Here is a 20,978-nt window from a genome sequence, read left to right on the forward strand (position 1 = left end):
TGGAGACAACTGGCGAGAGATGACGGGCGCTGCAGATGTGTCTGACAACGTTTAGGAGGGAGGCGCGAGACCTGCCAAACGCTATGGCAGATATCGAAGTCACCAGCACGTGCGAGGAAGGGTACACGGTCGAGAGCGTCATCAACGGCGAATGGGAACTCGTCGTCGACGCCCTCAGCAACGACGGACCGTCGGCCAACGAAGTGCTCGCGGCCGACTACGCCTCCTGTTACATCCCGGCGTTCCGCGTCGCCGCCGACGAACACGGCTACGACGACATCGGTAACGTCGAAGTCGATGTCGAGGCCGAACTCGACGACGACGACGATCTCGTCTCCATTTCCTTCGACATGGAAGTCGAAGAGGACCTCGGCGACGACGAGCGGGACGTCGTCGAACGCGGCGAGGAAATCTGTCACGTCCACTCGGCGCTCCGCGAGGAGCTTCACGCCGACATCTCCATCGAGTCCGGCGTCTGAAACGCGCGAGAACCGGCGTTTTTCAACGCTTTTTCGGGAAACGCTCATTGATGCGGGGGGCAAACACCGAGCCATGAGTGATAACCACTGGACCGATCGCATCGCGGGCGAACGGATGGCAGTCGATCAGTCGTTCAACGAGAAGGTCACGGCGTCCTCCTTTTCGAACCAGCAGTGGGGTCTCGTGATGACGGCCGTCGAGTTCGAGATCGAGAACCCCGAGGACCCGGGGTCCGCACGCGTCGTGGCCGACACGTCGAAACTTCCCAGCATCATGCCGGAACTCGACCGAATCGACCAGCAGCCCTCGATGCAGTCAGGCGGCGGATCGGGCGGCGGTAGCGGCGGTGGCGGCGGCTTCCTCTCGGGCGTGAAAGACGCGCTCGGCTTCGGTGGCGGCGGCGGGTCCAGTAAGCAGACCGAGGAGGCCGAGCAGTTGGCACAGGAGTACGCCGAGGACCTCCAGGAGAAACTGGAGTCGAACGGGCGCTGGAAAGCGATTTGTGAACAGGCCCAATCGCAGTCGCAGGATTAGTACTCGTCGCCGCCGTGGAACAGGGTCAGTTCTTCCGCTTCGTAGATATTGATAAGTTCGGTCACGAGTTCGTCGTAGGACTCGTCCTCGACGCGGAGGTCGTCCAGGCGCTGGATCGTCTCGTCGTCGAGTTCGACAGATGGCATGGTCGCCGGTTCCCCTCGCACGTACTTAATCTTCGGGGCCGAGCAGAAACGAACTCGTACAGTAGTAAATAAGCAGAACCGAAAACTGTTAATGTTCGTTCTCGGTAGTCTGCCTGTATGCAACCACTGGGAGACTCACCACTCGTCCGTAACGATAAGACACTCGTCCTGGCTCACGATCACGGTTTAGAACACGGTCCAAAGCAGTTCAGCGGCGTCGAGGAGCGCCTCGACCCCCGAGAAGTGTTCGAGATGGCGACCCACGACGCCGTCACGGCATTGGCCGTCGGCAAGGGACTCGCCGAGACGTACTACCCGAGTTACGAGGACGACGTGAACCTGCTGGCGAAACTCAACGGCGGGTCGGACCTCTGGATGGGTGACCCCTACTCGCCCCAGAACTGGTCCGTCGAGTACGCCGCGGAACTGGGTGCGGACGCCATCGGCTACACCATCTACCCCGGCGTGAACCGCGAGACGGACATGTTCGAGGACTTCCGCCCGGTACAGGAGGCCGCCCGCGACGAGGACTTGCCCATAGCTATGTGGTCGTACCCGCGCGGGCAGGCCGTCAAAGAGCACCGTAGCCGCGACATCATCGCCTACGCCGCCCGCATCGGTCTCGAACTCGGCGCTGACTTCACGAAGGTCAAATACCCCCGCGACAAGGACGCGATGGAACACGCTGTCAACGCCGCCGCGGACAACCGCGTCCTACTCTCTGGCGGGTCTAAAACCTCCGACCGCGACTTCCTCGAGCTCGTCGAGGACTGCATGGACGTCGGCGTCTCCGGGCTCGCCGTCGGCCGCAACGTCTGGCAGCGCGACGACCCCTACGACATCCTCGACAAACTCGACGAAGTTATCTTCGAAGGAGCCAGTACGGACGACGTCCTGTAGTCGGTCATGGACGAACCAACGCGCCGAGCAGTCGCCACAGCGCGCGAGGAGTTCCCGACAGCGGCCGCGCTCGACGACGTAGAGCGGGGCCGCGTCGTCTTCGGGTTCGACGGCTACCTCGACCGCGTGCGAGAGATCGTCGCCGACCGCATCGACCCGGATACCTACGAAGGGCTTTCGACTATCGCCGCGCTCGGCGACCGCGTCGCAGATTCGGTCGCTGCCGACAGCTCGCTCACTTTCGAGTGGCTACAGCACGGCAACCGCACGGGCGGCCACACCTGCCACCTCGCCCGCGCGTTCGGGACGTGGTCGTTCGACCCGGTGATGGTCGGGATGTACGGTGACCCGGTCCACGACACCTTCGCCGCGGAGTTCGACGCCTACGAACTCCACTCGATGGGCGACCCGGGCATCACCGACGCCGTCGAGTTCGACGACGGGAAGCTGATGCTGACCGAGGTCGGGGACACGATGGACCTCGACTGGGACGGCCTCGACGAGCGGTTCGGCCACGACCGACTCGCCGACCGACTCGACGGCGCGGCGCTGCTCGGGACCGGCTACTGGTCCGAGACGCCCGGTTTACCTGACATCCTCGATGGACTGCGCGAGCTGTGGGGCGACATCGCGGACCCCCCCTCTCACGTGCTGGTCGACCCCGGCGACGTGCGCAAACTCGACGCCGAGGGCCTGCGCGCCGGTCGAGAAGCCATCGGCCGATTGAACGAAGTGACGAACGTCGTCGTCTCCTCGAATCGGGCGGAGGCGGGCGTCTTGGCCGATGCCTACGAAGGTGAGAAAGACCGCTCGTTCGAGGAGGCAGCCGAAGTCGTCGAAAGCGTGTTCTCGCCGACGTGGTTCGTCGGTCACGGCGTCGACCGCTCCGTGGTCGTCGCTGCAGACGGGACCGACAGCGTCGCCGTCCCGTCGGTTACGGACCCGGAACTGACGACGAGTTCGGGCGACCACTTCAACGCGGGACTCGGTCTCGCTCTCGTGAACGGTCTCTCCCCGGTGACGGCCGTCGTCCTCGGGAACGCCGTCGCCGGTCACTTCGTCCGGACCGCGGACCAGCCGTCGCTCGCGGAGATTCGCGCGTTCGTCGACGACTACGACGAGAAGTTCTGAGACCGGCAGTTCGGGGCCGAGTAGCTCCGGGGCGGCTCGGCTCGCGGTTACAGTTCTCGAACGGTCACTCGCTCTCGTAGCGCCTCGATATCCTCGAAAGACGGAACCGCGGTGCCGGCCTGTTCGACGAGGCGCGAGGAGACGGCGACGCCGTTTTTCAGTGCCGTCGCGTCGTCTTTCCCGTCTTCCCACGCGGCGACGACTCCCGAGAGGAGGGCGTCGCCTGCGCCGACCGTATCGACGACATCTACGTCGAGGGCCTCAGCGTAGAGCAGATCCGATCCATTAGCGAGTACCGCGCCGTCGCCGCCGAGCGACGCCAGCACGCGGTCGAACCCGCGGTCGCGGAACGCGTCGGCCGCGCGCGCACAACCCTCGATAGTCGAGACGTCGTCCCCCGTCGCCTCACCGAGCTCCTCGCGGTTGGGCTTACAGAGGGCGTACTGCGCGTCGAGTTGTCGGAGTGCCTTCCCTTCCATATCGACGACGGCCTCCCAGTCACCGGCGGTGGCGACGGTGTCGACATCGGCGACGGACAGTCCCGGTGGGAGACTCCCACCGACGAGGATGCGGTCGGGGTCGTGGTTTCGTATGCGCTCGACGACCGCGTCGAGGTCGCTTTCCTCGACGAGGGGTCCGTCGTGGTTGAGTTTGTACTCGACGCCCTCGGCGAGCGCCGTCGTGTTGAGCCGCGTCGTGCCCCCCACTTCGACGAAGTCCGTCTCCACGCCGTCGGCCTGCATGTCCTCGCGGACGAACCGGCCAGTGAACCCGCCGACGACACCGGTGGCGACGCACGGTTTCGCCATCGCCGTGAGGAACTGGGCGACGTTGATTCCCTTACCGCCGGCGTCGAACCGGGCATCGCTGGCCCGCATGACGTGGTCGGGCACCATCGGTTCGTCGAATTGGATGGTCTGGTCGACTGCCGGATTGAACGTGAGTGTGACTATCATGCGTGGATACCTTCGACGACGACGTCGACGTCCGCCTCGGCGACCGCGTCCGCGATTGCCGCCGGGAGCGCTTCGTCCGTGACGAGCATATCGACGTCCGCCAGATCCGCAAACGAGACGAAACTCCGCTCTCCAAACTTCGAACTGTCCGCGACGAGGACGATGCGACCGGCGCGCTCGACCATCTGGCGCTTGACGGCAGCCTCGGCCTCGTTCGGCGTCGAGAGGCCGACCGTCGCGTCCAGCGCGTTGGTCCCCAGAAAGAGGAGGTCGAAGTTCGTCCGGTCGAGAAAGGACTCGGCGGTCGAGCCGACGAGCGCGCGTGTCCGCGCCCGCAACGTCCCGCCGGTCAGTTTCACGTCTATCTCGCCGTCAGATAGCTCCGTAGCGAGTTCCGGCATGTTCGTCGCGGCGACGTACCCCTCGTCGGGGGCGGCCCGCGCGACTTCCATCGTGGTCGTCCCCGCGTCGAAGAAGACGACCTCGCCCTCGCGAATCTCCTCGCTCGCGCGCGCGGCGATGGCCCGCTTCGCCTCTAAGTGTTCGACCTCGCGCTGGTCGTACGAGCGCTCCGTGCCGACCGACGACGCGGGGACCGCCCCGCCGTGTGAACGCTCGATGCGACCCTCCTCTTCGAGGTCTCGGAGGTCTCGGCGAATCGTCGCCTTCGAGAACTCCAGTTCGTCGGCCAGCACCGCGACGGAACAGCCGTCTCGTTCCGTCACCAGCTGGACGATAGTTCGTTTGCGTTCGGCCGGGAGCATGCTGTTTCCCGTGATTGTTTCGCTTCGTTTTTACCACTTTCTATCGGCCCTTGCTCGTTTCTGAGTGAAGAAAAGGAGGCCTACAGTTCGTCGATGACGGCGTCAGTGACAGCAGTCGTTCCTGCGTCGCCGCCGAGATCCGGCGTGCGCGGCCCGGATTCGAGGACCGACTCGACCGCGGTTCGCACCTGGTCGCCCTCTTCGTCGTAGCCGAGGTGCTCTAACAGCATCGCCGCGGAGAGGATCATCGCCGAGGGATTGGCGACGCCCTTACCGGCGATGTCCGGGGCCGACCCGTGGACCGGTTCGAACAGCGCGTTCTCCTCCCCAATGTTCGCCGACGGGAGCAGTCCCAGTCCGCCGACCAGCCCGGCCGAGAGGTCCGAGAGCATATCGCCCGCGAGGTTCGGGCAGACGATGACATCGTACTCCTCGGGTGTCATTACCAGATGCATCGCCAGCGCGTCCATCAGCGCGGTGTCGTAGTCGGCACCCCGATCTTCTGCGACCGCCTCGGCGGTTTCGAGGAACAGACCGTCCGTCTGGCGCATGACGTTGGCCTTGTGCGCGATGGTCACGTCCTCGTAGCCGTTCTGCTTCGCGTAGTCGAAGCCGTATTCGGCGATGTCACGGGAGGCCTCCGCCGTGATGACGCGAGTGAGCGTCCGCACGCCCTCGGTTATCTCGCTCTCGATGCCAGTGTAGACGCCCTCCGTGTTCTCTCGAATGAACACGATATCCGTGTCGGGCTGAACCGCATCTAGTCCGGGGTACGACCGAGCCGGGCGGACGTTGGCGAACGAGCCGACGACGTCGCGTAGCGGGAGGATGACGTCGGCGGCCGTCTCGCCGGCCGCGCCGAACAGCGTCGCGTCGGCGTCAGCTGCGATCTCTCGCGTCTCCTGTGGGAGCGCTTCGCCAGTCTCGTCCTTCACGGCGTCGCCGGCCTCGCCCTCGACGAACTCGAAGTCGACCGTCTCGATGGCCTCCAGTACCTTGACGGCAGCGGGCGTGACCTCCTGTCCGATACCGTCACCGGGGATGACCGCGATCTCGTGTGTCATGTGCGCCGAGAGGCAGGCGGCCGGTGAAAGTGGTTCGGTTCCGGCGCGTGACCGTATCAGGCCGCCGCGCCGTCGTCCAGACCGAACCAGTAGCGGTCGAGAACGACGAGGACCAGAATCGCCACCGGAAACGCTCCGAGCCAGTAGTACACCTGCGTCACCGGATCGGGTGGGCTGACGACGGCAGCGACGAGGAAAGAGACGAGGCTTCCAAGCGCCACCGTTCTCGAAGCGACGTACCAGCGACCCGGCGGGCGCGTTCGCTCGTGCTGCCGTCGGAGCAGATAGCGTGTCAGCGGGAAGACCGAATAGGTCGGAATCGCGAGGAGTCCCCAGAGCCACGGCCGGGCCCCGTCTCGCGTCGCCGCGTCGAGGGCGACCCAGAGCGCGACCGAGCCGACCGTAACGACGAGTACAACGACCAGCAGTGCCGTCAGGAAGGCATGTTGCGTCATGAACGACCGTTCATCGGACTGAGTGTTAAATCCAAAGGGAGCCGACGCTGAACTATCGGAGAAACGGGCAAGCGGGAGTTCCCGCAATCGAGCGTCAGCGGGGACCGCCAGCGGGCAACTGGCAACCGCGACGCGGACGAGCGCGGGTGGCTCCCACCCGCCCGACACACAATGTCAGAGGCTGTGTGAGATGGCACGGGCCGCCAGCCGCGGCCGTCCGTAGGAGGGGCGAGTGGAGGGCCGACGAATCGGAGGATAGCGGCCGTGACGTGGCGTCCCGTGCACAGTAACTCGTTCACGGGGGTAGTTTGTAGGTACTACCCCGATACCTGCGATACTCTCGATACAGTTCGTACTATCGTTACTATTCGTACTGTTAGTTGCACACAGGACAGAGAGCGCATAGGTATGCCGAAAACAGCAGTCTCAGAGCTTGTGCCGGAACGCGTGGAGGACGTTCCGCCCAGTTTCGGTCAGGGCGATCTGTTTCGTCCGCCCGACCTCCCGAACGGAGATGTAGCCGTCGGCCACCAGCGGGTCGACGACGTTCGCGTTCAACAGCGCGAACTTCGCCTTGTCGTTCGACGGGTTCGCGTCGTCGATAAACGACAGCGCGTCCTCCTCGGCGAACTCGATGAGGTCCTTCTTCTTGGCCGTGTAGCTCTCAGAGTTAGTGCGGTCGAGGTAGTCCAAAATCGCCACCTGGTCCCGCGGAATCGCCTCGATCGGGTAGGAGGGGAGCACCTCCGCCTCCCGAACCCCCTCCGTGAGCGGTTCCTCGGCGACAGCGGGAACGTGGCGCTCGGGATGGACGTAGTACGCCGTCGCATCCGTCGCCATGCAGGCAATAGCACTTCCAATGGCCGCCACCTTCGGCCCGCTGGAGACGTTGACCCGGACGATGTCCTCAAGATGGTCGGCGGTGAGAGTCGTGACGACCGCCATCACGTCGTAGAGGTCGTCCAAATCAGTCTCGTGGATTTCGATATCGACGCTGTCGTCTTCTAGGTCCTCGACGAGTGCCTGTTGGTACGGCGTGAACTGCTGTCGTCGCTCGGTCTGGTTCAGTAAGTAGACCACGTCGGCGTTGTGCTGGCGAATCGGCTCGACGATGCGGTCGCGTTCGTGCCCCAGCGGTGCGATGTGGACCTCGCGTATCCGCTCCATAGGTGAGCCACTCCCCGGGAGACCGACTGTGTTTCGCCTCGACTCGAATGGAAAATTCGGCGAACGTCTCGCATCTAATCGTCCGCGTCTGCGAACCGGGCGCTTACGCCGGAGAGACGAAACTCTCCGTAGTTAATCGTCCGCTTCGACGTCCGACCGGGTCTGGTCCAGATACGGCAACCCTTCGGCCGTCTCCTCGATGGCGTTGCGGTTGGCCTTCATCAGCGCCGTCGTGTCCCAGATGCCCTCGACGAGGGCCTGCCGCTGGGCGTCGTCGACGGAGACGTTGGCTTCGTTGCCGCCGTAGCGGACCGTCTCGGCCGCCACGTCGACTTCGATTTCCTTCTCGGGGTTGTCGTCGACCCACTGCTGGAGCGCGTTGATGGTCTCGTGGTCGGCGGTCACCGTCGGGATGCCGAGCGCGAGGCAGTTGCCCGCGAAGATCTCGGCGAAGCTCTCGCCGATGATGGCGTCGATACCCCAGCGCATTAGCGCCTGCGGGGCGTGTTCGCGCGAGGAGCCACAGCCGAAGTTGCTGTTGACCACCATGACGTTGGCGTCCTGGAAGCGCTCCTCGTTCATCGGGTGGTCCTTCTGGTTGTCCTCGTCGTCGAACCGGACGTCGAAGAAGGCGAACTCGCCCAGGCCGTCGAAGGTGACGACCTTCATGAACCGCGCGGGGATTATCTGGTCGGTGTCGATGTCGTTCCCGCGGATGGGGATGCCGGTCCCCTCGACGTAGTCGACCTCGGGGATGTCCTCGGTGGCGTCGCTCATACCAGGTTCACCTCTTTCAGGTCGCGTACGTCAGACACTTCGCCGTTGATGGCCGCCGCGGCCACCATCCGGGGGTTCATCAGGACGGTGCGGCCGTCCTTGCTCCCCTGTCGACCGACGAAGTTCCGATTCGAGGAGGAGGCACACGCCTCGTCGCCTTCCAGTTGGTCCTCGTTCATGCCCAGACACATCGAACAGCCGGCGTTTCGCCACTCGAAGCCGGCCTCCTCGAAGATGTCCTTGAGTCCCGCTTCCTCGGCGGTGCGCTGGACGCGCTGACTACCGGGGACGACGAATGCGCGCACGTCGTCAGCGACCTGCCGGCCCTTGACGATGCGGGCCGCGCGCCGCAGGTCGGGCATTCGCGCGTTCGTACACGAACCGAGGAAGGCCACGTCGATGTCGTAGCCGTTCATCGTCTCGCCGGGTTCGACGCGCATGTGCTTCTGGGCGCGCCGGGCGGTGTCCTGCTTGTCCTCCGCTAAGTCCTCGGGGGCCGGAATCGGGTCGTCGATGCCGATGCCCTGGCCGGGCGTAGTCCCCCACGTCACGACGGGGTCGAGGTCGCTCGCGTCGATCTCGACCACGTCGTCGTACTCGGCGTCGTCGTCGCTCCGGATGGACTCCCAGTACGGCTTCAGTTCCTCGAACTTCTCGGGGCTCTCTTGGAAGTAGTCGGTGTCTTTCAGCCACTCGACGGTGGTCTCGTCGGGGTTGACGTACCCCGCGCGAGCGCCGCCCTCGATGGACATGTTACAGATGGACATCCGTCCCTCCATGTCGAGGTTCTCGATGGCCTCGCCGGCGTACTCGTAGACGTAGCCGACGCCGCCCTCGGTGCCCAGACGACGGATGATTTCGAGGATGATGTCTTTGGCTTCGACGCCTTCACCAAGTTCGCCGTTGACCTCGATCTTTCGGACCTTCTGTTTCTCCATGGCGATGGTCTGGGTCGCCAGCACGTCTCGAATCTGGCTGGTCCCAATACCAAAGGCCAGCGCGCCGAACGCGCCGTGGGTGGACGTGTGGCTGTCGCCACAGACGATGGTCTTGCCGGGTTGGGTGATGCCCTGCTCCGGCCCGATGACGTGGACGATGCCCTGGTCACCCGTCGTCGGGTCCGAGAACTCGATGCCCGCCTCGCGGGCGTTCTCTTCGAGTTCGGACATCATGGTCTCGGCCGCGTCGTCGGCATACGGCCGGTCCTGGTTCGCCGTCGGGACGATGTGGTCCACCGTCGCGTGAGTCAGGTCCGGTCGCGCGACTTCCAGGCCGCGCTCTTGGAGCATTCCGAACGCCTGCGGGCTGGTGACCTCGTGGATGAGATGGAGGCCGACGAACAGCTGGTCCTGCCCGTTGGGTAGCGTCGTGACTTTGTGCCGGTCCCAGACTTTGTCGTACAGGGTTCCTCGACTCATGCGAAATCACCGTGTGATTGAGCAGGAGGTCGATAGTCACAGCCGGCGAAGCCGGAATGTCTATCGGAACTCATACTGTCTCGTCCCGTCCCTCTGTCCCGCGCTCGTAGGCGCGAGTGACGCCCTCACCGGGCGCTTCGTGGTCTACGTCGGCCATCGTCTCGTCGGCCTCGTCTTCGGCGTCGTGTTCGCTGGACCGCTCGCCGCCATCTGCGGCCACTGCGGGGCCGCGCTTGAACGCCGCGCCGAAGGTTTCGTTCGTATGTGGGTGCGTGTGGTCCACATCACCCATCGTACTGCCGTCGTCCGCTGTCGTTCTGTTCTCGCTAGTCATCTGCTGGTGCTTCCTCTTTCTGCTCGTCGGCGTCCTCACCCCACGCGAACAGCTCGCGCAGGCCGCCGCCGACTTCCTCGATCTGGTGATTCTCCTCTGCCGCGCGATACTGCTTGTAGGCGGGCCGGTGAGCCTGGTTCTCGTTGATCCACTCGCGAGCGAACTCGCCGTTCTGGACCTCTTCGAGGATTTTCTCCATGCCCTCGCGGTCGATGACCTCCTCACCGCGGGTGAGACCGCCGTACTCGGCGGTGTCGGAGACGGAGTTCCACATGCCCATGTGGCCGCCTTCGTACATCAGGTCGACGATGAGTTTGAGTTCGTTCAGACACTCGAAGTAGGCCATCTCCGGCGCGTAGCCCGCGTCGACGAGCGTCTCGAAGCCGGCCTTGACCATCTCGGTGACGCCGCCACACAGCACCGCCTGCTCGCCGAAGAGGTCCGTCTCGACCTCTTCCTGGAACGTCGTCTCGATGACGCCAGCGCGGGTACAGCCGATCGCTTTCGAGTACGCCAGTGCCTCTTCCTTGGCGTTGCCGGTCGCGTCCTGGTAGATGGCGATGAGGCCGGGAGTACCCTCGCCGCGTTCGTAGGTCCGGCGCACGAGGTGGCCGGGGGATTTCGGCGCGGACATCGTCACGTCGACGCCCTCCGGCGGTTCTATCTGCCCGTAGTGGATGTTGAACCCGTGAGCGAACTGGAGCGTGTCTCCCTCGTCGAGTTCGTCCTCGATGGCCTCGTAGACGGCCGGCTGGACGGTGTCGGGAACGAGCATGACGACGCGGTCGGCCTCTCGGGCCGCCACGTCCGGCGTCTCGACGCGCAGGCCAGCCTCTTCGGCGGCCGAACGCGAGTCGGAATCCTCGCGGAGGCCGACGACGACATCGACCCCGGAGTCGTGCAGGTTCAGCGAGTGGGCGTGGCCCTGCGAACCGTAGCCGAGTACGGCAACAGTCTCGTCGTCAAGTGTCGATACGTCTGCGTCCTCGTCGTAGTAAACGGTCGTCGTGATTTCGTCAGTCATCTTTGTTCAGTGTGGTGGGGCCGCGTTCCAGTGCGGCAGCCCCGGTTCGCACGATCTCCTGCACGTCGAACTGCCGGAAGGCGTCGACGGCAGCGTCGATCTTCTGTTTGCTGCCCGTTATCTCGACGGTCACCGAGTCGGTGGAGGCGTCGACGGCTTGGCCGTCGTACATCTCCGCGACGGCGTTCACGTCGTCGGGTTTCTCCCCGCCGACCTTGATGAGCGCCAGTTCCCGCCGAACCGCCGCGGGTTCCAGTTCCGCGACGGAGACGACGGGCACGAGCTTCTGCAACTGTTTTTTCGCCTGTTCGATTCCCGGCTCCGGCTCCTCGATGAGGATCGTCATCCGGGCTGTATCCTCCTCACTCGTCGGACCGACGGTGAGACTTTCGATGTTGAACTGTCGGCGGCTAAAGAGCCCGGACACCTCAGAGAGCACGCCCGGTCGGTGTTTGACGAGCGCCGATAAGACCGCCTGTCGGGGCTCGTGAGTCACTTCGGCCTCGGGGTCGACGCGAATCCCCTGCATGTTGCGCCGACCCTCGGGGCGTCTCCGTTCGTCCGGCGCGGGTCCTGGCATTCCTCCGGTCATCGTTAGAGCATCTCCAGATGGTCTTCCTGCAGTGCGAACAGGCCGTTGTCACCGCCGCTGGGGACCATCGGGAAGACGTTCTCCCCGGGGTCGATGTGGGCGTCGATGACGCTCGGCCCGTCGTAGTCGCGGGCTGCCTGAATCGTCTCCTCGACGTCTTCCTCGGCCTCCAGTCGGAACCCGCGAGCGCCGAAGGCCTCTGCGAGTTTGTCGAAGGCTGGAATCCACGGGTACTCGGAGGCCATCCGACGACCCTCGTAGAAGCCGTCCTGCCACTGGCGGACCATCCCGACCGCCTCGTTGTTGAGGATGACGTACGTGATGTCGAGGTTCTCTCGGACCGCGACCGAGAGCCCCTGGACCGTCATCAGGAACGAGCCGTCGCCGTCGAAGCAGACGACTTCCTGGTCGGGAGCGGCCAGTTTCGCGCCGATGGCCGCGGGAACGCCGTAGCCCATCGTCCCGAGACCGTGCGAGGACACCCACGTCCGAGGCTCGGTGTACTCCCAGAACTGGGAGGCCCACATCTGGTGTTGGCCGACACCGGTACAGACGATGGTATCGTCGGGCGTGACGTCGGAGAACGTCTCGACGACGTACTGTGGCTTCAGCGGCTCGTCGTCGGGCGTCTCGTACTCCATCGGGTACTCGTCTTTCCAGTCCTGGCACTGCTCGCGCCACGCGTCAGCTTCGGGTGCCCGAGGCATCGCGTCGAACAACTGGCGCAGGACCTTGCGTGCGTCGCCGATGAGCGGGTAGTCCGCGTAGATGTTCTTGCTTATCTCCGCGGGGTCGATGTCGATGTGGATGACGTCGGCGTCCGGCGCGAACGAGTCGACGCCGCCGGTCAGGCGGTCGTCGAAGCGCGTGCCGATAGCAAGCAGACAGTCCGTGTTCGTGATAGCCAGGTTGGCGTAGCCCGTGCCGTGCATCCCGGCCCACTCCAAGGAGAGTTCGTGATCCTCGGGGAACGAACCGATGCCGGGCATCGTCGTGACGACCGGAACCTCGTACTCCATGGCGAACTCCCGCAGCGCCGCCGAGGCGTTGGCCTTGATGACGCCGCCACCGGCCAGGATGACCGGGCGGTCGGCGGCCGCGAACGCGTCGGCGGCCTCTTGTACGTCCTCGTCGTCGGCTTCTTCTTGGACCTCGTAGGTGTCCGGCGTCGCGGGCGCTTTCGGTTCGATGTCCGTCTCGCCCTGCGTGACGTCTTTCGGGAGGTCGACGAGCGTCGGTCCCTGTCGGCCCTCGTCGGCCAGCGCGAACGCCTCGCTGACGTTGTCGCCGACGGTGTCGGGGCTGTTGGCGAAGTAACTCTCCTTGGTGACCGGTTGGGTGATGCCGACGGTGTCGGTCTCCTGGAACGCGTCGTTACCGACGAAGTCCGTCGGGACCTGCCCGGTCAGCGCGATGACCGGGTCCGAGTCCATGTTCGCGTCGGCGATGCCGGTCACGAGGTTGGTCGCGCCGGGACCCGACGTGGCGAAGCAGACGCCGGGGTCGCCCGTGACGATGCCGTAAGCGTCGGCGGCGTGAGACGCCCCCTGCTCGTGGGCCATCGTCACGTGGTTGATGTCGGAGTCGTACAGCGCGTCGTAGACGGGCATGATAGCCCCGCCCTGTACGCCGAAGACGTACTCCGTGCCGGCGTTTTCGAGCGCCCGAACGACCGACTGCGCGCCGGTCGTGACCGGGGCCGCGTCCTCGTGTTTCTCGTCCTGTTCGTCCTCTTTCGGGACCGATGCGCGTTCGCTCATGCTGTCCCTCCGTTCGCTGTCGGTCGATACCGCGGTGCTGTGTGTGCTGTGTGCATAGCTGGCGTCTCTGCTGTGTGGTAGATAGTCGATACGGCCGGCGACGAAAGTGGGATGTGAGGGGCTAGAAGGCCCCTACAATACGCCCGCCGCGAAGAAGCTGCGCGTCGCTGGTGGTCGCGATCGAATGGACCCGATTGCCAGCACGCGCTGTCATCACGTCGAATCTCTGTCCGCGGTGAGTAATAAACGTTCTGTGAGAGCCGCTGGCGCACGGCACCGTCGCTACGACGCGACGTTGTGCACCGCTGTCGTCTCGTCGCGGCCGAAGACGGGGTCATGGGCCTACGCCCGGACCTCCTCAGACTCCTCGTCGACACCGACCTCCGTGGCGAACCGTTCGAGTTCGCTCATGGTGACCTGCTGTTTCTCCGCGCCGTAATCCTTGACGCGGCGGGTCACCTCCCGGACTTCGGCTTCGGTCGGGGCGTAGCCCGCATCGACCAATCGCTCGCGCACGGAGTGCGCGCCGGTGTGTTTGCCGAGCACCAGTTCGCGTTCGGCACCGACCATCTCGGGCGTCATGACGCCCGGTTCGAAGGTGTCGGCGTTCTGGATGATGCCGGCGGCGTGAATGCCGCTCTCGTGGGAGAAGGCGTTGCGCCCGACGACCGGCTTGTTGGCCGGGACCGGGATGTCCGACTTCTCCTCGACGATGCGCGATAGCTCCGTGATGCGCGTCGTGTCGATGTCCGTCTCGACGTCGTACAGCGACTCCAGCGCCATGACGACTTCCTCGTAGGCCGCGTTACCGGCCCGTTCCCCGATGCCGTTGACAGAGACCTGTGCCTGACTCGCACCCGCCTCGAACCCGGAGATGGCGTTGGCCGAAGCCAGTCCGAAGTCGTCGTGAGTGTGCACGTCGATGCGTGCGTCGGTGTGGCCGTCGACGATCTCGATGAGGTCGTAGAACCGCCGCGGCGTAGCGACCCCACAGGTGTCGGGGATGTTGATCCAATCCGCGCCCGCCTCGGACGTCGCCTCGATGACCTCGAGGAGGAACTCCTCGTCGGTCCGGGTGGCGTCCATCGGCGAGAACATGCACTCGACGCCCGCATCGGCGATGCGCTCGACGGATTCGACCGCCGAGGAAAGCGCCTCCTCTCGGGTCGCGTGCATGGAATCCTGCAACTGTACGTCCGACGTCGAGACGAAGGTGTGAACCATGTCCACACCCGAATCCAAGGCCGCCTCGATGTCTTTCTCGACCACGCGCGCCAGTCCGCACGTCGTCACGTTCGTGGACTCCGCGATGTCCCGGACTGCCTCGAACTCCGCGTCGGAGTTGACTGGGAACCCGGCCTCGATGACGTGGGTGCCCATCTCATCGAGTACAGCGGCTATCTCGCGTTTGTCCTCGTAGTTGAACGACGTGCGTGGCGACTGTTCACCGTCGCGCAGCGTGGTGTCGAAAATCCGTGCGTCTGTTATCTCAGACGTGGAATCCAGTGTGCCCTGGAAGAACTCGATCCGCCGGAGATCCCGACGTGCCCTCGTTGTTGGACATAAGCACCTATATCTGGACACTTCCAGTATAAATAGTTGTCCATCGGGCCGGTTTCGGACGGGCGTGCAGTCCGCAAAGGCCGCCGCGTTAGACGAGAGCCGAATATTTTTGCCGGTGCCCCGCATCCGCGCCGGTATGAGCGACTTCGAGGGGTTGGACCTCCAGGCGGTCGAAGATCAGATGGCGGAAAACGGCGAGACGGGCGGGAGCGACCGCGTCGTGTTGGGCGTTCTCGACGGCACGACCGACGAAGACGAGTGGCTGGAGATTATCGAGAGCGGCGGCGCGCTCGTGTTGAACGTCGACGGCGACCTGAACGAACTCGCCGCCGGGTTCGCCCGCCCGGTGAAGGAAGCAGGCGGTGAGCTGATGCACTTCCGCGGCTTCCTCGTCGTGACGCCGCCCGGCGTCAGCATCGACACCGACCGACTCTGAGCGGTTCTACCCCCGGTTCTCCTCGGCCACGAGCGTCAGGTAGTGCCCGTCCGGGTCACGGATGCGGACACCCTCCTCGACAGACGTGACCGCGAGTGCCTCGTCTGCGACGTTACGTGCGATCGATTTCGGGTCGTCGGCGACGACGCCGAAGTCGACGTGGACGCCGCCGCGCGCGTCGGCGATGCCCAGTCGCGGGCTCCACAGTTCGAGGTCAAGGTCGCCGGTCGTAAGCCGAACCCGTCCCTCTTCGCGGCCATCGTCGACCATCTCGAACCCGAGCGTCCGATAGAACTCGACGGCGGCGTCCAACTGCTCGACTTCGAGAACGAGTTCGAACAGCCCCGTGACGCCGCTACCGCCCGCCGCTCGCTCGCCCAACTCGACGCAGTTGCCCTCCGGGTCGTAGAAGTACAGCGACCGCGCGTCGCCGAACGTCTCCTCGACGAGGTCGAATCGGTCGTCTAACTGGTCCCACCAGTGGTCGTACTCCGATTCGGGAACCGTCAACGCGTAGTGGGTGTGTAAGCCACCCCGCGGCACCGGCCCCGGCGCGCGCAGACGGAGTTCGGTGTCGCCGACTGACAGCACCGCCTCCTGTTCGGTCTCCTCGACGATGTCGAGTTCGAGAAACGCGTCGTAGAAGGCCGTCATCCGGTCGGTGTCTTTCACCTCCAACGTGAGCCACTCCGGGTGCGAAAGCATGCTCTAGCGTTTGTAGGCGATAGTGAAAACTCTCCGTCCTCCGGTGAGTCAGATAGCGACGCGTAAGAGCGACAGGACAGGCACCTTGCTAGCTGGGGTTCGAGCATTTATCCACGCGCGCGCCTTACGAACCGCCATGCCGATGAAAGGCTCCGGAGCGGCGACGAGTTGGGCCGAGACGAACCGCTGGGACCGGGGGGCGAGCTGGCTCGCCTATCCCCACGAGAAGATGCAGCGAGCGAGTCACGTCCTCGACACCGAGGCGGGCGCGATCGTCGTCGACCCCGTCGACGCCGACGGTATCGACGACCTGTTCGCGGAGTTCGGCGAGGTGGCGGGCGTCGTGATCCTGTTGGACCGGCACAAGCGCGATAGCGCCGCCGTCGCGAACCGCCACGACGCACCGGTGTACGTCCCCGAGTGGATGTCCGGCGTCGAGGACGACATCGACGCGCCGGTCGAACACGTCGGGCGGCAGATTCCGGGGACGGACTACGGCGTCCACAAACTCTTCAACAACCCCGCCTGGAAGGAAGCGATGCTGTACGGCGACGAGGACGACACGCTGGTCGTCCCGGAGGCCGTCGGGACGGCGGACTTCTTCCTCGCGGGCGACGAGCGCCTCGGCGTCCACCCGATGCTGCGGTTGACGCCGCCGACGAAACTGGGACGACTGAGCCCGGATCGCCTCCTCGTGGGGCACGGCCACGGCATCATGGAGGACGCCGAAGAGGCGCTGGCGTACGCGCTGCGCGGGTCTCGTAGTCGGGCACCGAGTCTGTACGCCAAGACCGTTCGGTCGTTCGTCTTCGGCTGAGACGCCCGACGGTGGCCGACGGGGTTATACGCTCGTCGCACCAAATTCTATCGTGGTTTACGTCACGCGCGGCCTCGTCGAGACGCTGTTACGGCTGGCACGGGAAGCCGAGCCAGACGACGTGACCATCTCGCTCGCGGTCACCAGAGCAAAAGAACTTCCGGAGGCCGATTTAGACCCGGAGACGCCGGTGTTCACGGACTTCTATCTCCCGTCGGCTGGCAGGTCGGTCAACGCCGTCTTCGGGATGGACCTCGGGACGCCGGCCGGGCAGACGCAGGGGCGGTTCGTCTCACACTCCGACGGCTACATGGGCGTCAGCAAGACCGACGACCTCCACGAAGTGGTGTTCGTCGCCGTGCCGCCGTGGGACGAGACGGCCTTCGGCGCGTTCGACCGCTCGGGCCGGAAACAGGAGGTCACGGTCCTCGACGTCGAACCGCCCGAGGAATCGCTCGCCTGATCACTCCAGATAGCCGAGGTCCCGGAGCTGGTCGGCGATGTCCTGGAACTGCGCCTCGGTGAGTTCGCCCTCTCGCTGGTGCTGGACGACGATACTCCGCAAGAGGAAGCGGACGAGGTCCGACGTGCTGGAGAAACTGGTCCCCTCGATGGTTCCCTCGACGCGCTCCGCGAGGTCTTTCGGGATCGAAACCGTCGTGTAGTCTGCCATATCCGAGGAGATGCGAGCCGTGCGGAAAACGGTTGTGTCCCGGTCTTATACGGGCTACTGTAGTTCAGTTCGGACGTTCGCCGCTACGGGTCGGCGAATATTGGGATATAGCTACAGCAGTCCGTATCAGCGGTGGTCGTCGGCCTCTGTGTCGAACTGGCCGGCCGTCGCGGAACTGGTCGGTGAGAACATCATCGGCGCGCGATCGGAGCGCGAACTGCGCCCGGTGTCGCCAAACGTCGAAGTGGTGGTCGGATACGCGTCCTCGTCTGTGGGTGTCGTGATTCGTGTTGTCATCCTGGGGGTCGTGTGGGTCGCCTGCGGTAGTCGTCGGTCTGGGCGTCGTGCGTGCGAGCGAGGCGTGCTTTCGGTACAAGCATAGGCTACCACTCGCTATTCCCCCATCTATAATAAAAGTTAATGATTGATTGGGGCACAAGAGGGGGTCGGCCACAACCGCTATTACCAATCGAGTGGTACGTTAACACGGGTTCCACAATGAGCCTCCTTTCCCGAGTCTCCGGCCTATTCGGAGACGAACCGGACGAACCGACCGAGATGGGCTACGAGTGCGTCGTGTGCGGGAAGCAGACGGAACTGCCGGAGGCCGCCTGTCCAAACTGCGGCGGACAGATGGAAGAGCTATAGCGTCGCCCGTCCACTCAAACGACCAACCGTTTTTCGTAGTCGGTGAGGTTCTCGTAGCCGTCCTCAGTGACGACGGCGATGTCCTCGATGCGGACGCCGCCTACCGCAGGGTCGTACAGTCCCGGTTCGATCGTGACGACGTGGCCCGGTTCGAGTTCGCCACCGGCGGGCGAGAGTCGCGGGAGTTCGTGGACGTCGAGGCCGACACCGTGGCCCGTGCTGTGGATGAACCCCGTCTCGGTGCGGTCGTCGCTCCGGAGCGTCGCCATCCCCGCGTCCTCATACACCTCACAGACAGCGTCGTGGACGTCCTGTCCGGTCGCACCGGGTTCCAGAGCGTCGAAGGCCGCGTCCATCGCTCGCTCGGTCAGGTCGTACCACTCCTGAACCGTCTCGCTCGGGTCGCCTACACAGAAGGTACGGGTCATGTCGGCGTGGTACTTCGTCGCCTTGTCCTGCGGGAAGATATCGACGATTATCGGTTCGTCGGCCGACAGCGGGCCGCTCCCTCGATCGTGCGGGTCGGCGGCGTCGCTCCCACAGGCGACGATGGTCTCGTCTAGCGAACAGCCGTGACGCAGCAGCGTCACTTCGATCTCCTCTTTGACGCGCTCGCTGGTCAGCGCCTCTCCCTCGTATTCGAGCGTCCCGTCGTCGGCGACCGAGGCGTCTCCCAGGAGTTCTTCGGCGGCGGCCATCGACACCTCGTTCGCCCGCTGAGCCGTGCGAACGTGTTCGACTTCCTCGTCAGTCTTGGTCGCACGGATCTCCGTGACGATGCCGTCGGTGTCGGCGGTCACCTCGACGCCGCGGGCGCGCAGGCTATCGGCCGTCTTGAGCGGGAACCGCGGCGGCACGGCGACGCTCTCGACATCATAGGACTCGCAGAACGCAGCGAGGACATGTGATACCGCCTCCTCTGGACCGAATTCCTCGACTAGTTCGGCGTGGTCGAAGTCGACGTACCGCTGGACAGATTGGGCACGAGCCTCCCGCGTAGCGCGGCCGTACTCCAGACTACGCGGGAAGAGGAGGTGCGTCTCGCCGTCGTACAATGTGACGAAGGGGTCCGGCGCGTCGAACCCGGAAAGGTAGTACTGATCGGAGTCTTCCGAATCCGCGTCGATGAGATAACCGTCCGTATCCCGGTCGTCGAGATACGCGTCGAGCGCAGAGAGGTCAGGGTCCATGCCGAACCGTCCGAGTGGGGGCGGCAAAGGGCTACCGCCGGCAGTCGGCACTCGTCGGGGCGGTTCGACTGTAGCGAGGAATCGGCTTTTTCGCCCTGACTTCGCAGAGCGGTAGCCTCTTGTCGTCCGGCCGTGACCCGCCAGATATGGACATCACCATCGCCGAGTCTGCCGTTCGGGGCACCGCACAGGCCCCGCCGTCGAAGAGCTACACCCACCGCGCCATCCTCGCCGCCGGGTACTCCGAGGGCGCGACGGTCCACGACCCCCTGGTGAGCGCCGACACGAAGGCGACGATGCGCGCCGTCGAAGCCTACGGCGGGATCGTCGACCGGAGCGACGAGTCGGCGCTCTCGGTCACCGGGTTCGCCGGCCGACCGGAGACGCCCGACGACGTTATCGACTGCGCCAACAGCGGGACGACCACGCGACTGGTCACCGCCACCGCCGCGCTACAGGACGAGTTGACCGTCCTCACCGGCGACGACTCGCTCCGCTCTCGCCCCCAGGGGGCGCTCCTCGACGCCATCGAACAACTCGACGGCCGGGCCGAGAGCACGCGCAACAACGGCCAGGCACCGCTCGTCGTCGGCGGCGGCATCGACGGTGGCACTGTCTCCATCCCCGGCGATGTCTCCTCACAGTACATCACCGCCCTGCTGATGGCCGGCGCGGTCACCGAGTCGGGCATCGACATCGAACTGACGACCGGTCTGAAGTCCTCGCCGTACGTCGACATCACGCTGGAAGTCCTCGACGCGTTCGGCGTCACCGCTGAGGAGACCGACGACGGCTACACCGTCGCCGGCGGCCAGTCCTACGACCCGAAGGGAAGCGCCTACAACGTCCCCGGCGACTTCTCCTCGATGAGTTACCTGCTCGCCGCCGGCGCGCTCGCCGCCGACGAGGACCTCGTGGTCACCTCGGCGTTCCCGAGTGCACAGGGCGACTCGGCCATCGTGGACGTTCTGAAACGGATGGGCGCGACGCTCGACTGGAACCGCGACGATGGCGAGATTACCGTCGAGCGCTCCGCACTAGACGGCATCGAAGTCGGTGTCGAGGACACGCCGGACCTCCTGCCAACCATCGCAACGCTCGGCGCGGCTGCCGACGGCGTCACCCACATCACCGACGCCGAACACGTCCGCTACAAGGAGACCGACCGCGTCAGCGCGATGGCCGACGAGCTGACGAAGATGGGTGCAGAAATCGAAGAGCGTGAGGACGAACTCGTCGTCTACGGTGAGGACTCCGAACTGACGGGTGCGACCGTCGACGGCCACGCTGACCATCGCATCATAATGTCGCTCGCTGTCGCCGGTCTCGTGGCCGACGGCGAGACGACGGTCACTGGCGCGGAGCACGTCGACGTGTCCTTCCCGGGATTCTTCGACGTACTGCACGGGCTCGGTGCCGCAGTCGGGCGCTGAGGCGTCTCGTC

Annotated in this window: 26 protein-coding genes; 9 read left to right on the plus strand and 17 right to left on the minus strand. The window is 64.9% G+C overall.

Annotated elements, in window-relative coordinates; all coding sequences use genetic code 11:
- Nucleotides 1–83 precede the first annotated feature (83 nt).
- Together E4S61_RS06670 and E4S61_RS06675 are read left to right on the plus strand one after the other, a co-directional pair.
- A complete protein-coding gene (locus E4S61_RS06670; protein WP_135303103.1) occupies nucleotides 84–479 on the plus strand; it encodes an OsmC family protein in 396 nt (131 codons plus the stop codon).
- A 73-nt stretch (nucleotides 480–552) separates the two neighbouring features.
- On the plus strand, nucleotides 553–1,014 hold the full coding sequence (locus E4S61_RS06675) for a DUF5799 family protein (RefSeq protein ID WP_135303104.1): 462 nt from the start codon (nucleotides 553–555) through the stop codon (nucleotides 1,012–1,014).
- Here the strand turns inward: E4S61_RS06675 and E4S61_RS25295 are convergent.
- The gene (locus E4S61_RS25295) at nucleotides 1,011–1,160 is read right to left on the minus strand and encodes a DUF7557 family protein (RefSeq protein ID WP_167768433.1); all 150 of its coding nucleotides are present in this window, start codon (nucleotides 1,158–1,160) and stop codon (nucleotides 1,011–1,013) included. The genes E4S61_RS06675 and E4S61_RS25295 overlap by 4 nt on opposite strands.
- A 117-nt stretch (nucleotides 1,161–1,277) precedes the next feature.
- On the opposite strand from E4S61_RS25295, the gene E4S61_RS06680 reads away from it, so the two are divergent.
- Together E4S61_RS06680 and E4S61_RS06685 are read left to right on the plus strand one after the other, a co-directional pair.
- Entirely contained in the window at nucleotides 1,278–2,060 is a 783-nt protein-coding gene (locus tag E4S61_RS06680; protein WP_135303105.1) for a class I fructose-bisphosphate aldolase, read from the plus strand.
- Nucleotides 2,061–2,066: 6 nt separating this feature from the next.
- Nucleotides 2,067–3,191: a carbohydrate kinase family protein gene (locus E4S61_RS06685; protein ID WP_135303106.1), complete on the plus strand. Its 1,125-nt coding sequence runs from the start codon at nucleotides 2,067–2,069 to the stop codon at nucleotides 3,189–3,191.
- Between the two features lie 47 nt (nucleotides 3,192–3,238).
- Here E4S61_RS06685 and pfkB read toward each other — a convergent pair whose 3' ends face one another.
- The 12 genes from pfkB to E4S61_RS06745 form a co-directional block, all read right to left on the minus strand.
- Nucleotides 3,239–4,147 (minus strand): 1-phosphofructokinase, encoded by a 909-nt coding sequence (pfkB, locus tag E4S61_RS06690; protein ID WP_135303107.1) that lies wholly within the window; start codon nucleotides 4,145–4,147, stop codon nucleotides 3,239–3,241.
- Nucleotides 4,144–4,911 carry an HTH-type transcriptional regulator GlpR gene (gene glpR / locus E4S61_RS06695; RefSeq protein ID WP_135303108.1) on the minus strand — a complete coding sequence of 256 codons (768 nt, stop codon included), beginning with the start codon at nucleotides 4,909–4,911 and terminating at the stop codon, nucleotides 4,144–4,146. Before glpR ends, pfkB begins: the two co-directional genes overlap by 4 nt.
- A gap of 80 nt (nucleotides 4,912–4,991) precedes the next feature.
- A complete protein-coding gene (locus E4S61_RS06700) occupies nucleotides 4,992–5,975 on the minus strand; it encodes an isocitrate/isopropylmalate dehydrogenase family protein (protein ID WP_135303109.1) in 984 nt (327 codons plus the stop codon).
- 56 nt (nucleotides 5,976–6,031) lie between these two features.
- On the minus strand, nucleotides 6,032–6,430 hold the full coding sequence (locus tag E4S61_RS06705) for a hypothetical protein (protein ID WP_135303110.1): 399 nt from the start codon (nucleotides 6,428–6,430) through the stop codon (nucleotides 6,032–6,034).
- Nucleotides 6,431–6,856: 426 nt separating this feature from the next.
- Complete coding sequence (locus E4S61_RS06710; protein ID WP_135303111.1) at nucleotides 6,857–7,597, minus strand: HFX_2341 family transcriptional regulator domain-containing protein; 741 nt, start codon at nucleotides 7,595–7,597, stop codon at nucleotides 6,857–6,859.
- A 132-nt stretch (nucleotides 7,598–7,729) separates the two neighbouring features.
- Nucleotides 7,730–8,374 (minus strand): 3-isopropylmalate dehydratase small subunit, encoded by a 645-nt coding sequence (gene leuD / locus E4S61_RS06715; RefSeq protein ID WP_135303112.1) that lies wholly within the window; start codon nucleotides 8,372–8,374, stop codon nucleotides 7,730–7,732.
- Nucleotides 8,371–9,792 carry a 3-isopropylmalate dehydratase large subunit gene (leuC, locus tag E4S61_RS06720; protein ID WP_135303113.1) on the minus strand — a complete coding sequence of 474 codons (1,422 nt, stop codon included), beginning with the start codon at nucleotides 9,790–9,792 and terminating at the stop codon, nucleotides 8,371–8,373. Before leuC ends, leuD begins: the two co-directional genes overlap by 4 nt.
- A gap of 70 nt (nucleotides 9,793–9,862) precedes the next feature.
- Complete coding sequence (locus E4S61_RS06725; RefSeq protein ID WP_135303114.1) at nucleotides 9,863–10,126, minus strand: hypothetical protein; 264 nt, start codon at nucleotides 10,124–10,126, stop codon at nucleotides 9,863–9,865.
- Nucleotides 10,119–11,150 (minus strand): ketol-acid reductoisomerase, encoded by a 1,032-nt coding sequence (gene ilvC / locus E4S61_RS06730; protein ID WP_135303115.1) that lies wholly within the window; start codon nucleotides 11,148–11,150, stop codon nucleotides 10,119–10,121. Before ilvC ends, E4S61_RS06725 begins: the two co-directional genes overlap by 8 nt.
- Nucleotides 11,143–11,730, minus strand: a complete 588-nt coding sequence (gene ilvN / locus E4S61_RS06735; protein ID WP_135303116.1) for an acetolactate synthase small subunit — start codon at nucleotides 11,728–11,730, stop codon at nucleotides 11,143–11,145. Before ilvN ends, ilvC begins: the two co-directional genes overlap by 8 nt.
- A gap of 14 nt (nucleotides 11,731–11,744) precedes the next feature.
- Nucleotides 11,745–13,502 carry a biosynthetic-type acetolactate synthase large subunit gene (gene ilvB / locus E4S61_RS06740; RefSeq protein ID WP_135303117.1) on the minus strand — a complete coding sequence of 586 codons (1,758 nt, stop codon included), beginning with the start codon at nucleotides 13,500–13,502 and terminating at the stop codon, nucleotides 11,745–11,747.
- A gap of 342 nt (nucleotides 13,503–13,844) precedes the next feature.
- On the minus strand, nucleotides 13,845–15,092 hold the full coding sequence (locus E4S61_RS06745) for a LeuA family protein (RefSeq protein WP_135303299.1): 1,248 nt from the start codon (nucleotides 15,090–15,092) through the stop codon (nucleotides 13,845–13,847).
- Nucleotides 15,093–15,201: 109 nt separating this feature from the next.
- Here E4S61_RS06745 and E4S61_RS06750 point away from each other — a divergent pair, with 109 nt between their 5' ends.
- Nucleotides 15,202–15,501 carry a DUF5779 family protein gene (locus tag E4S61_RS06750; RefSeq protein WP_135303118.1) on the plus strand — a complete coding sequence of 100 codons (300 nt, stop codon included), beginning with the start codon at nucleotides 15,202–15,204 and terminating at the stop codon, nucleotides 15,499–15,501.
- 6 nt (nucleotides 15,502–15,507) lie between these two features.
- Here the strand turns inward: E4S61_RS06750 and E4S61_RS06755 are convergent, their stop codons facing one another.
- Entirely contained in the window at nucleotides 15,508–16,206 is a 699-nt protein-coding gene (locus E4S61_RS06755; protein WP_135303119.1) for a VOC family protein, read from the minus strand.
- 136 nt (nucleotides 16,207–16,342) lie between these two features.
- Here E4S61_RS06755 and E4S61_RS06760 point away from each other — a divergent pair, with 136 nt between their 5' ends.
- Both E4S61_RS06760 and E4S61_RS06765 read left to right on the plus strand, forming a co-directional pair.
- Nucleotides 16,343–17,023, plus strand: a complete 681-nt coding sequence (locus tag E4S61_RS06760; RefSeq protein ID WP_209309441.1) for a hypothetical protein — start codon at nucleotides 16,343–16,345, stop codon at nucleotides 17,021–17,023.
- A gap of 52 nt (nucleotides 17,024–17,075) precedes the next feature.
- Nucleotides 17,076–17,486 (plus strand): hypothetical protein, encoded by a 411-nt coding sequence (locus tag E4S61_RS06765; RefSeq protein WP_135303120.1) that lies wholly within the window; start codon nucleotides 17,076–17,078, stop codon nucleotides 17,484–17,486.
- Here the strand turns inward: E4S61_RS06765 and E4S61_RS06770 are convergent, their stop codons facing one another.
- Complete coding sequence (locus E4S61_RS06770) at nucleotides 17,487–17,696, minus strand: CopG family ribbon-helix-helix protein (RefSeq protein WP_135303121.1); 210 nt, start codon at nucleotides 17,694–17,696, stop codon at nucleotides 17,487–17,489.
- 126 nt (nucleotides 17,697–17,822) lie between these two features.
- Nucleotides 17,823–17,993 (minus strand): hypothetical protein, encoded by a 171-nt coding sequence (locus E4S61_RS25300; RefSeq protein WP_167768434.1) that lies wholly within the window; start codon nucleotides 17,991–17,993, stop codon nucleotides 17,823–17,825.
- A gap of 201 nt (nucleotides 17,994–18,194) precedes the next feature.
- Between E4S61_RS25300 and E4S61_RS25305 the strand changes: the two genes are divergently transcribed.
- A complete protein-coding gene (locus tag E4S61_RS25305; protein WP_167768435.1) occupies nucleotides 18,195–18,344 on the plus strand; it encodes a transcription initiation factor IIE subunit alpha family protein in 150 nt (49 codons plus the stop codon).
- 14 nt (nucleotides 18,345–18,358) lie between these two features.
- Here the strand turns inward: E4S61_RS25305 and E4S61_RS06775 are convergent, their stop codons facing one another.
- Nucleotides 18,359–19,534, minus strand: coding sequence for a M24 family metallopeptidase (locus tag E4S61_RS06775; protein ID WP_135303122.1), 1,176 nt, complete (start codon nucleotides 19,532–19,534; stop codon nucleotides 18,359–18,361).
- A 146-nt stretch (nucleotides 19,535–19,680) separates the two neighbouring features.
- On the opposite strand from E4S61_RS06775, the gene aroA reads away from it, so the two are divergent.
- Nucleotides 19,681–20,967 (plus strand): 3-phosphoshikimate 1-carboxyvinyltransferase, encoded by a 1,287-nt coding sequence (aroA, locus tag E4S61_RS06780; protein ID WP_135303123.1) that lies wholly within the window; start codon nucleotides 19,681–19,683, stop codon nucleotides 20,965–20,967.
- The last annotated feature ends 11 nt before the right edge of the window (nucleotides 20,968–20,978 follow it).

Origin of the sequence: Haloarcula amylovorans, from assembly GCF_004681185.1 — an archaeon.
Classification (GTDB): Archaea; Halobacteriota; Halobacteria; order Halobacteriales; family Haloarculaceae; genus Haloarcula; species Haloarcula amylovorans.

What these genes read in the sequence shown, in the direction of transcription:
- E4S61_RS06670 (WP_135303103.1), top strand. Translation starts at nt 84, where the DNA reads ATGGCAGATATCGAAGTCACCAGCACGTGCGAGGAAGGGTACACGGTC.
- E4S61_RS06675 (WP_135303104.1), top strand. Translation starts at nt 553, where the DNA reads ATGAGTGATAACCACTGGACCGATCGCATCGCGGGCGAACGGATGGCA.
- E4S61_RS25295 (WP_167768433.1), bottom strand. Translation starts at nt 1,160, where the DNA reads ATGCCATCTGTCGAACTCGACGACGAGACGATCCAGCGCCTGGACGAC.
- E4S61_RS06680 (WP_135303105.1), top strand. Translation starts at nt 1,278, where the DNA reads ATGCAACCACTGGGAGACTCACCACTCGTCCGTAACGATAAGACACTC.
- E4S61_RS06685 (WP_135303106.1), top strand. Translation starts at nt 2,067, where the DNA reads ATGGACGAACCAACGCGCCGAGCAGTCGCCACAGCGCGCGAGGAGTTC.
- pfkB (WP_135303107.1), bottom strand. Translation starts at nt 4,147, where the DNA reads ATGATAGTCACACTCACGTTCAATCCGGCAGTCGACCAGACCATCCAA.
- glpR (WP_135303108.1), bottom strand. Translation starts at nt 4,911, where the DNA reads ATGCTCCCGGCCGAACGCAAACGAACTATCGTCCAGCTGGTGACGGAA.
- E4S61_RS06700 (WP_135303109.1), bottom strand. Translation starts at nt 5,975, where the DNA reads ATGACACACGAGATCGCGGTCATCCCCGGTGACGGTATCGGACAGGAG.
- E4S61_RS06705 (WP_135303110.1), bottom strand. Translation starts at nt 6,430, where the DNA reads ATGACGCAACATGCCTTCCTGACGGCACTGCTGGTCGTTGTACTCGTC.
- E4S61_RS06710 (WP_135303111.1), bottom strand. Translation starts at nt 7,597, where the DNA reads ATGGAGCGGATACGCGAGGTCCACATCGCACCGCTGGGGCACGAACGC.
- leuD (WP_135303112.1), bottom strand. Translation starts at nt 8,374, where the DNA reads ATGAGCGACGCCACCGAGGACATCCCCGAGGTCGACTACGTCGAGGGG.
- leuC (WP_135303113.1), bottom strand. Translation starts at nt 9,792, where the DNA reads ATGAGTCGAGGAACCCTGTACGACAAAGTCTGGGACCGGCACAAAGTC.
- E4S61_RS06725 (WP_135303114.1), bottom strand. Translation starts at nt 10,126, where the DNA reads ATGACTAGCGAGAACAGAACGACAGCGGACGACGGCAGTACGATGGGT.
- ilvC (WP_135303115.1), bottom strand. Translation starts at nt 11,150, where the DNA reads ATGACTGACGAAATCACGACGACCGTTTACTACGACGAGGACGCAGAC.
- ilvN (WP_135303116.1), bottom strand. Translation starts at nt 11,730, where the DNA reads ATGCCAGGACCCGCGCCGGACGAACGGAGACGCCCCGAGGGTCGGCGC.
- ilvB (WP_135303117.1), bottom strand. Translation starts at nt 13,502, where the DNA reads ATGAGCGAACGCGCATCGGTCCCGAAAGAGGACGAACAGGACGAGAAA.
- E4S61_RS06750 (WP_135303118.1), top strand. Translation starts at nt 15,202, where the DNA reads ATGAGCGACTTCGAGGGGTTGGACCTCCAGGCGGTCGAAGATCAGATG.
- E4S61_RS06755 (WP_135303119.1), bottom strand. Translation starts at nt 16,206, where the DNA reads ATGCTTTCGCACCCGGAGTGGCTCACGTTGGAGGTGAAAGACACCGAC.
- E4S61_RS06760 (WP_209309441.1), top strand. Translation starts at nt 16,343, where the DNA reads ATGCCGATGAAAGGCTCCGGAGCGGCGACGAGTTGGGCCGAGACGAAC.
- E4S61_RS06770 (WP_135303121.1), bottom strand. Translation starts at nt 17,696, where the DNA reads ATGGCAGACTACACGACGGTTTCGATCCCGAAAGACCTCGCGGAGCGC.
- E4S61_RS25300 (WP_167768434.1), bottom strand. Translation starts at nt 17,993, where the DNA reads ATGACAACACGAATCACGACACCCACAGACGAGGACGCGTATCCGACC.
- E4S61_RS25305 (WP_167768435.1), top strand. Translation starts at nt 18,195, where the DNA reads ATGAGCCTCCTTTCCCGAGTCTCCGGCCTATTCGGAGACGAACCGGAC.
- E4S61_RS06775 (WP_135303122.1), bottom strand. Translation starts at nt 19,534, where the DNA reads ATGGACCCTGACCTCTCTGCGCTCGACGCGTATCTCGACGACCGGGAT.
- aroA (WP_135303123.1), top strand. Translation starts at nt 19,681, where the DNA reads ATGGACATCACCATCGCCGAGTCTGCCGTTCGGGGCACCGCACAGGCC.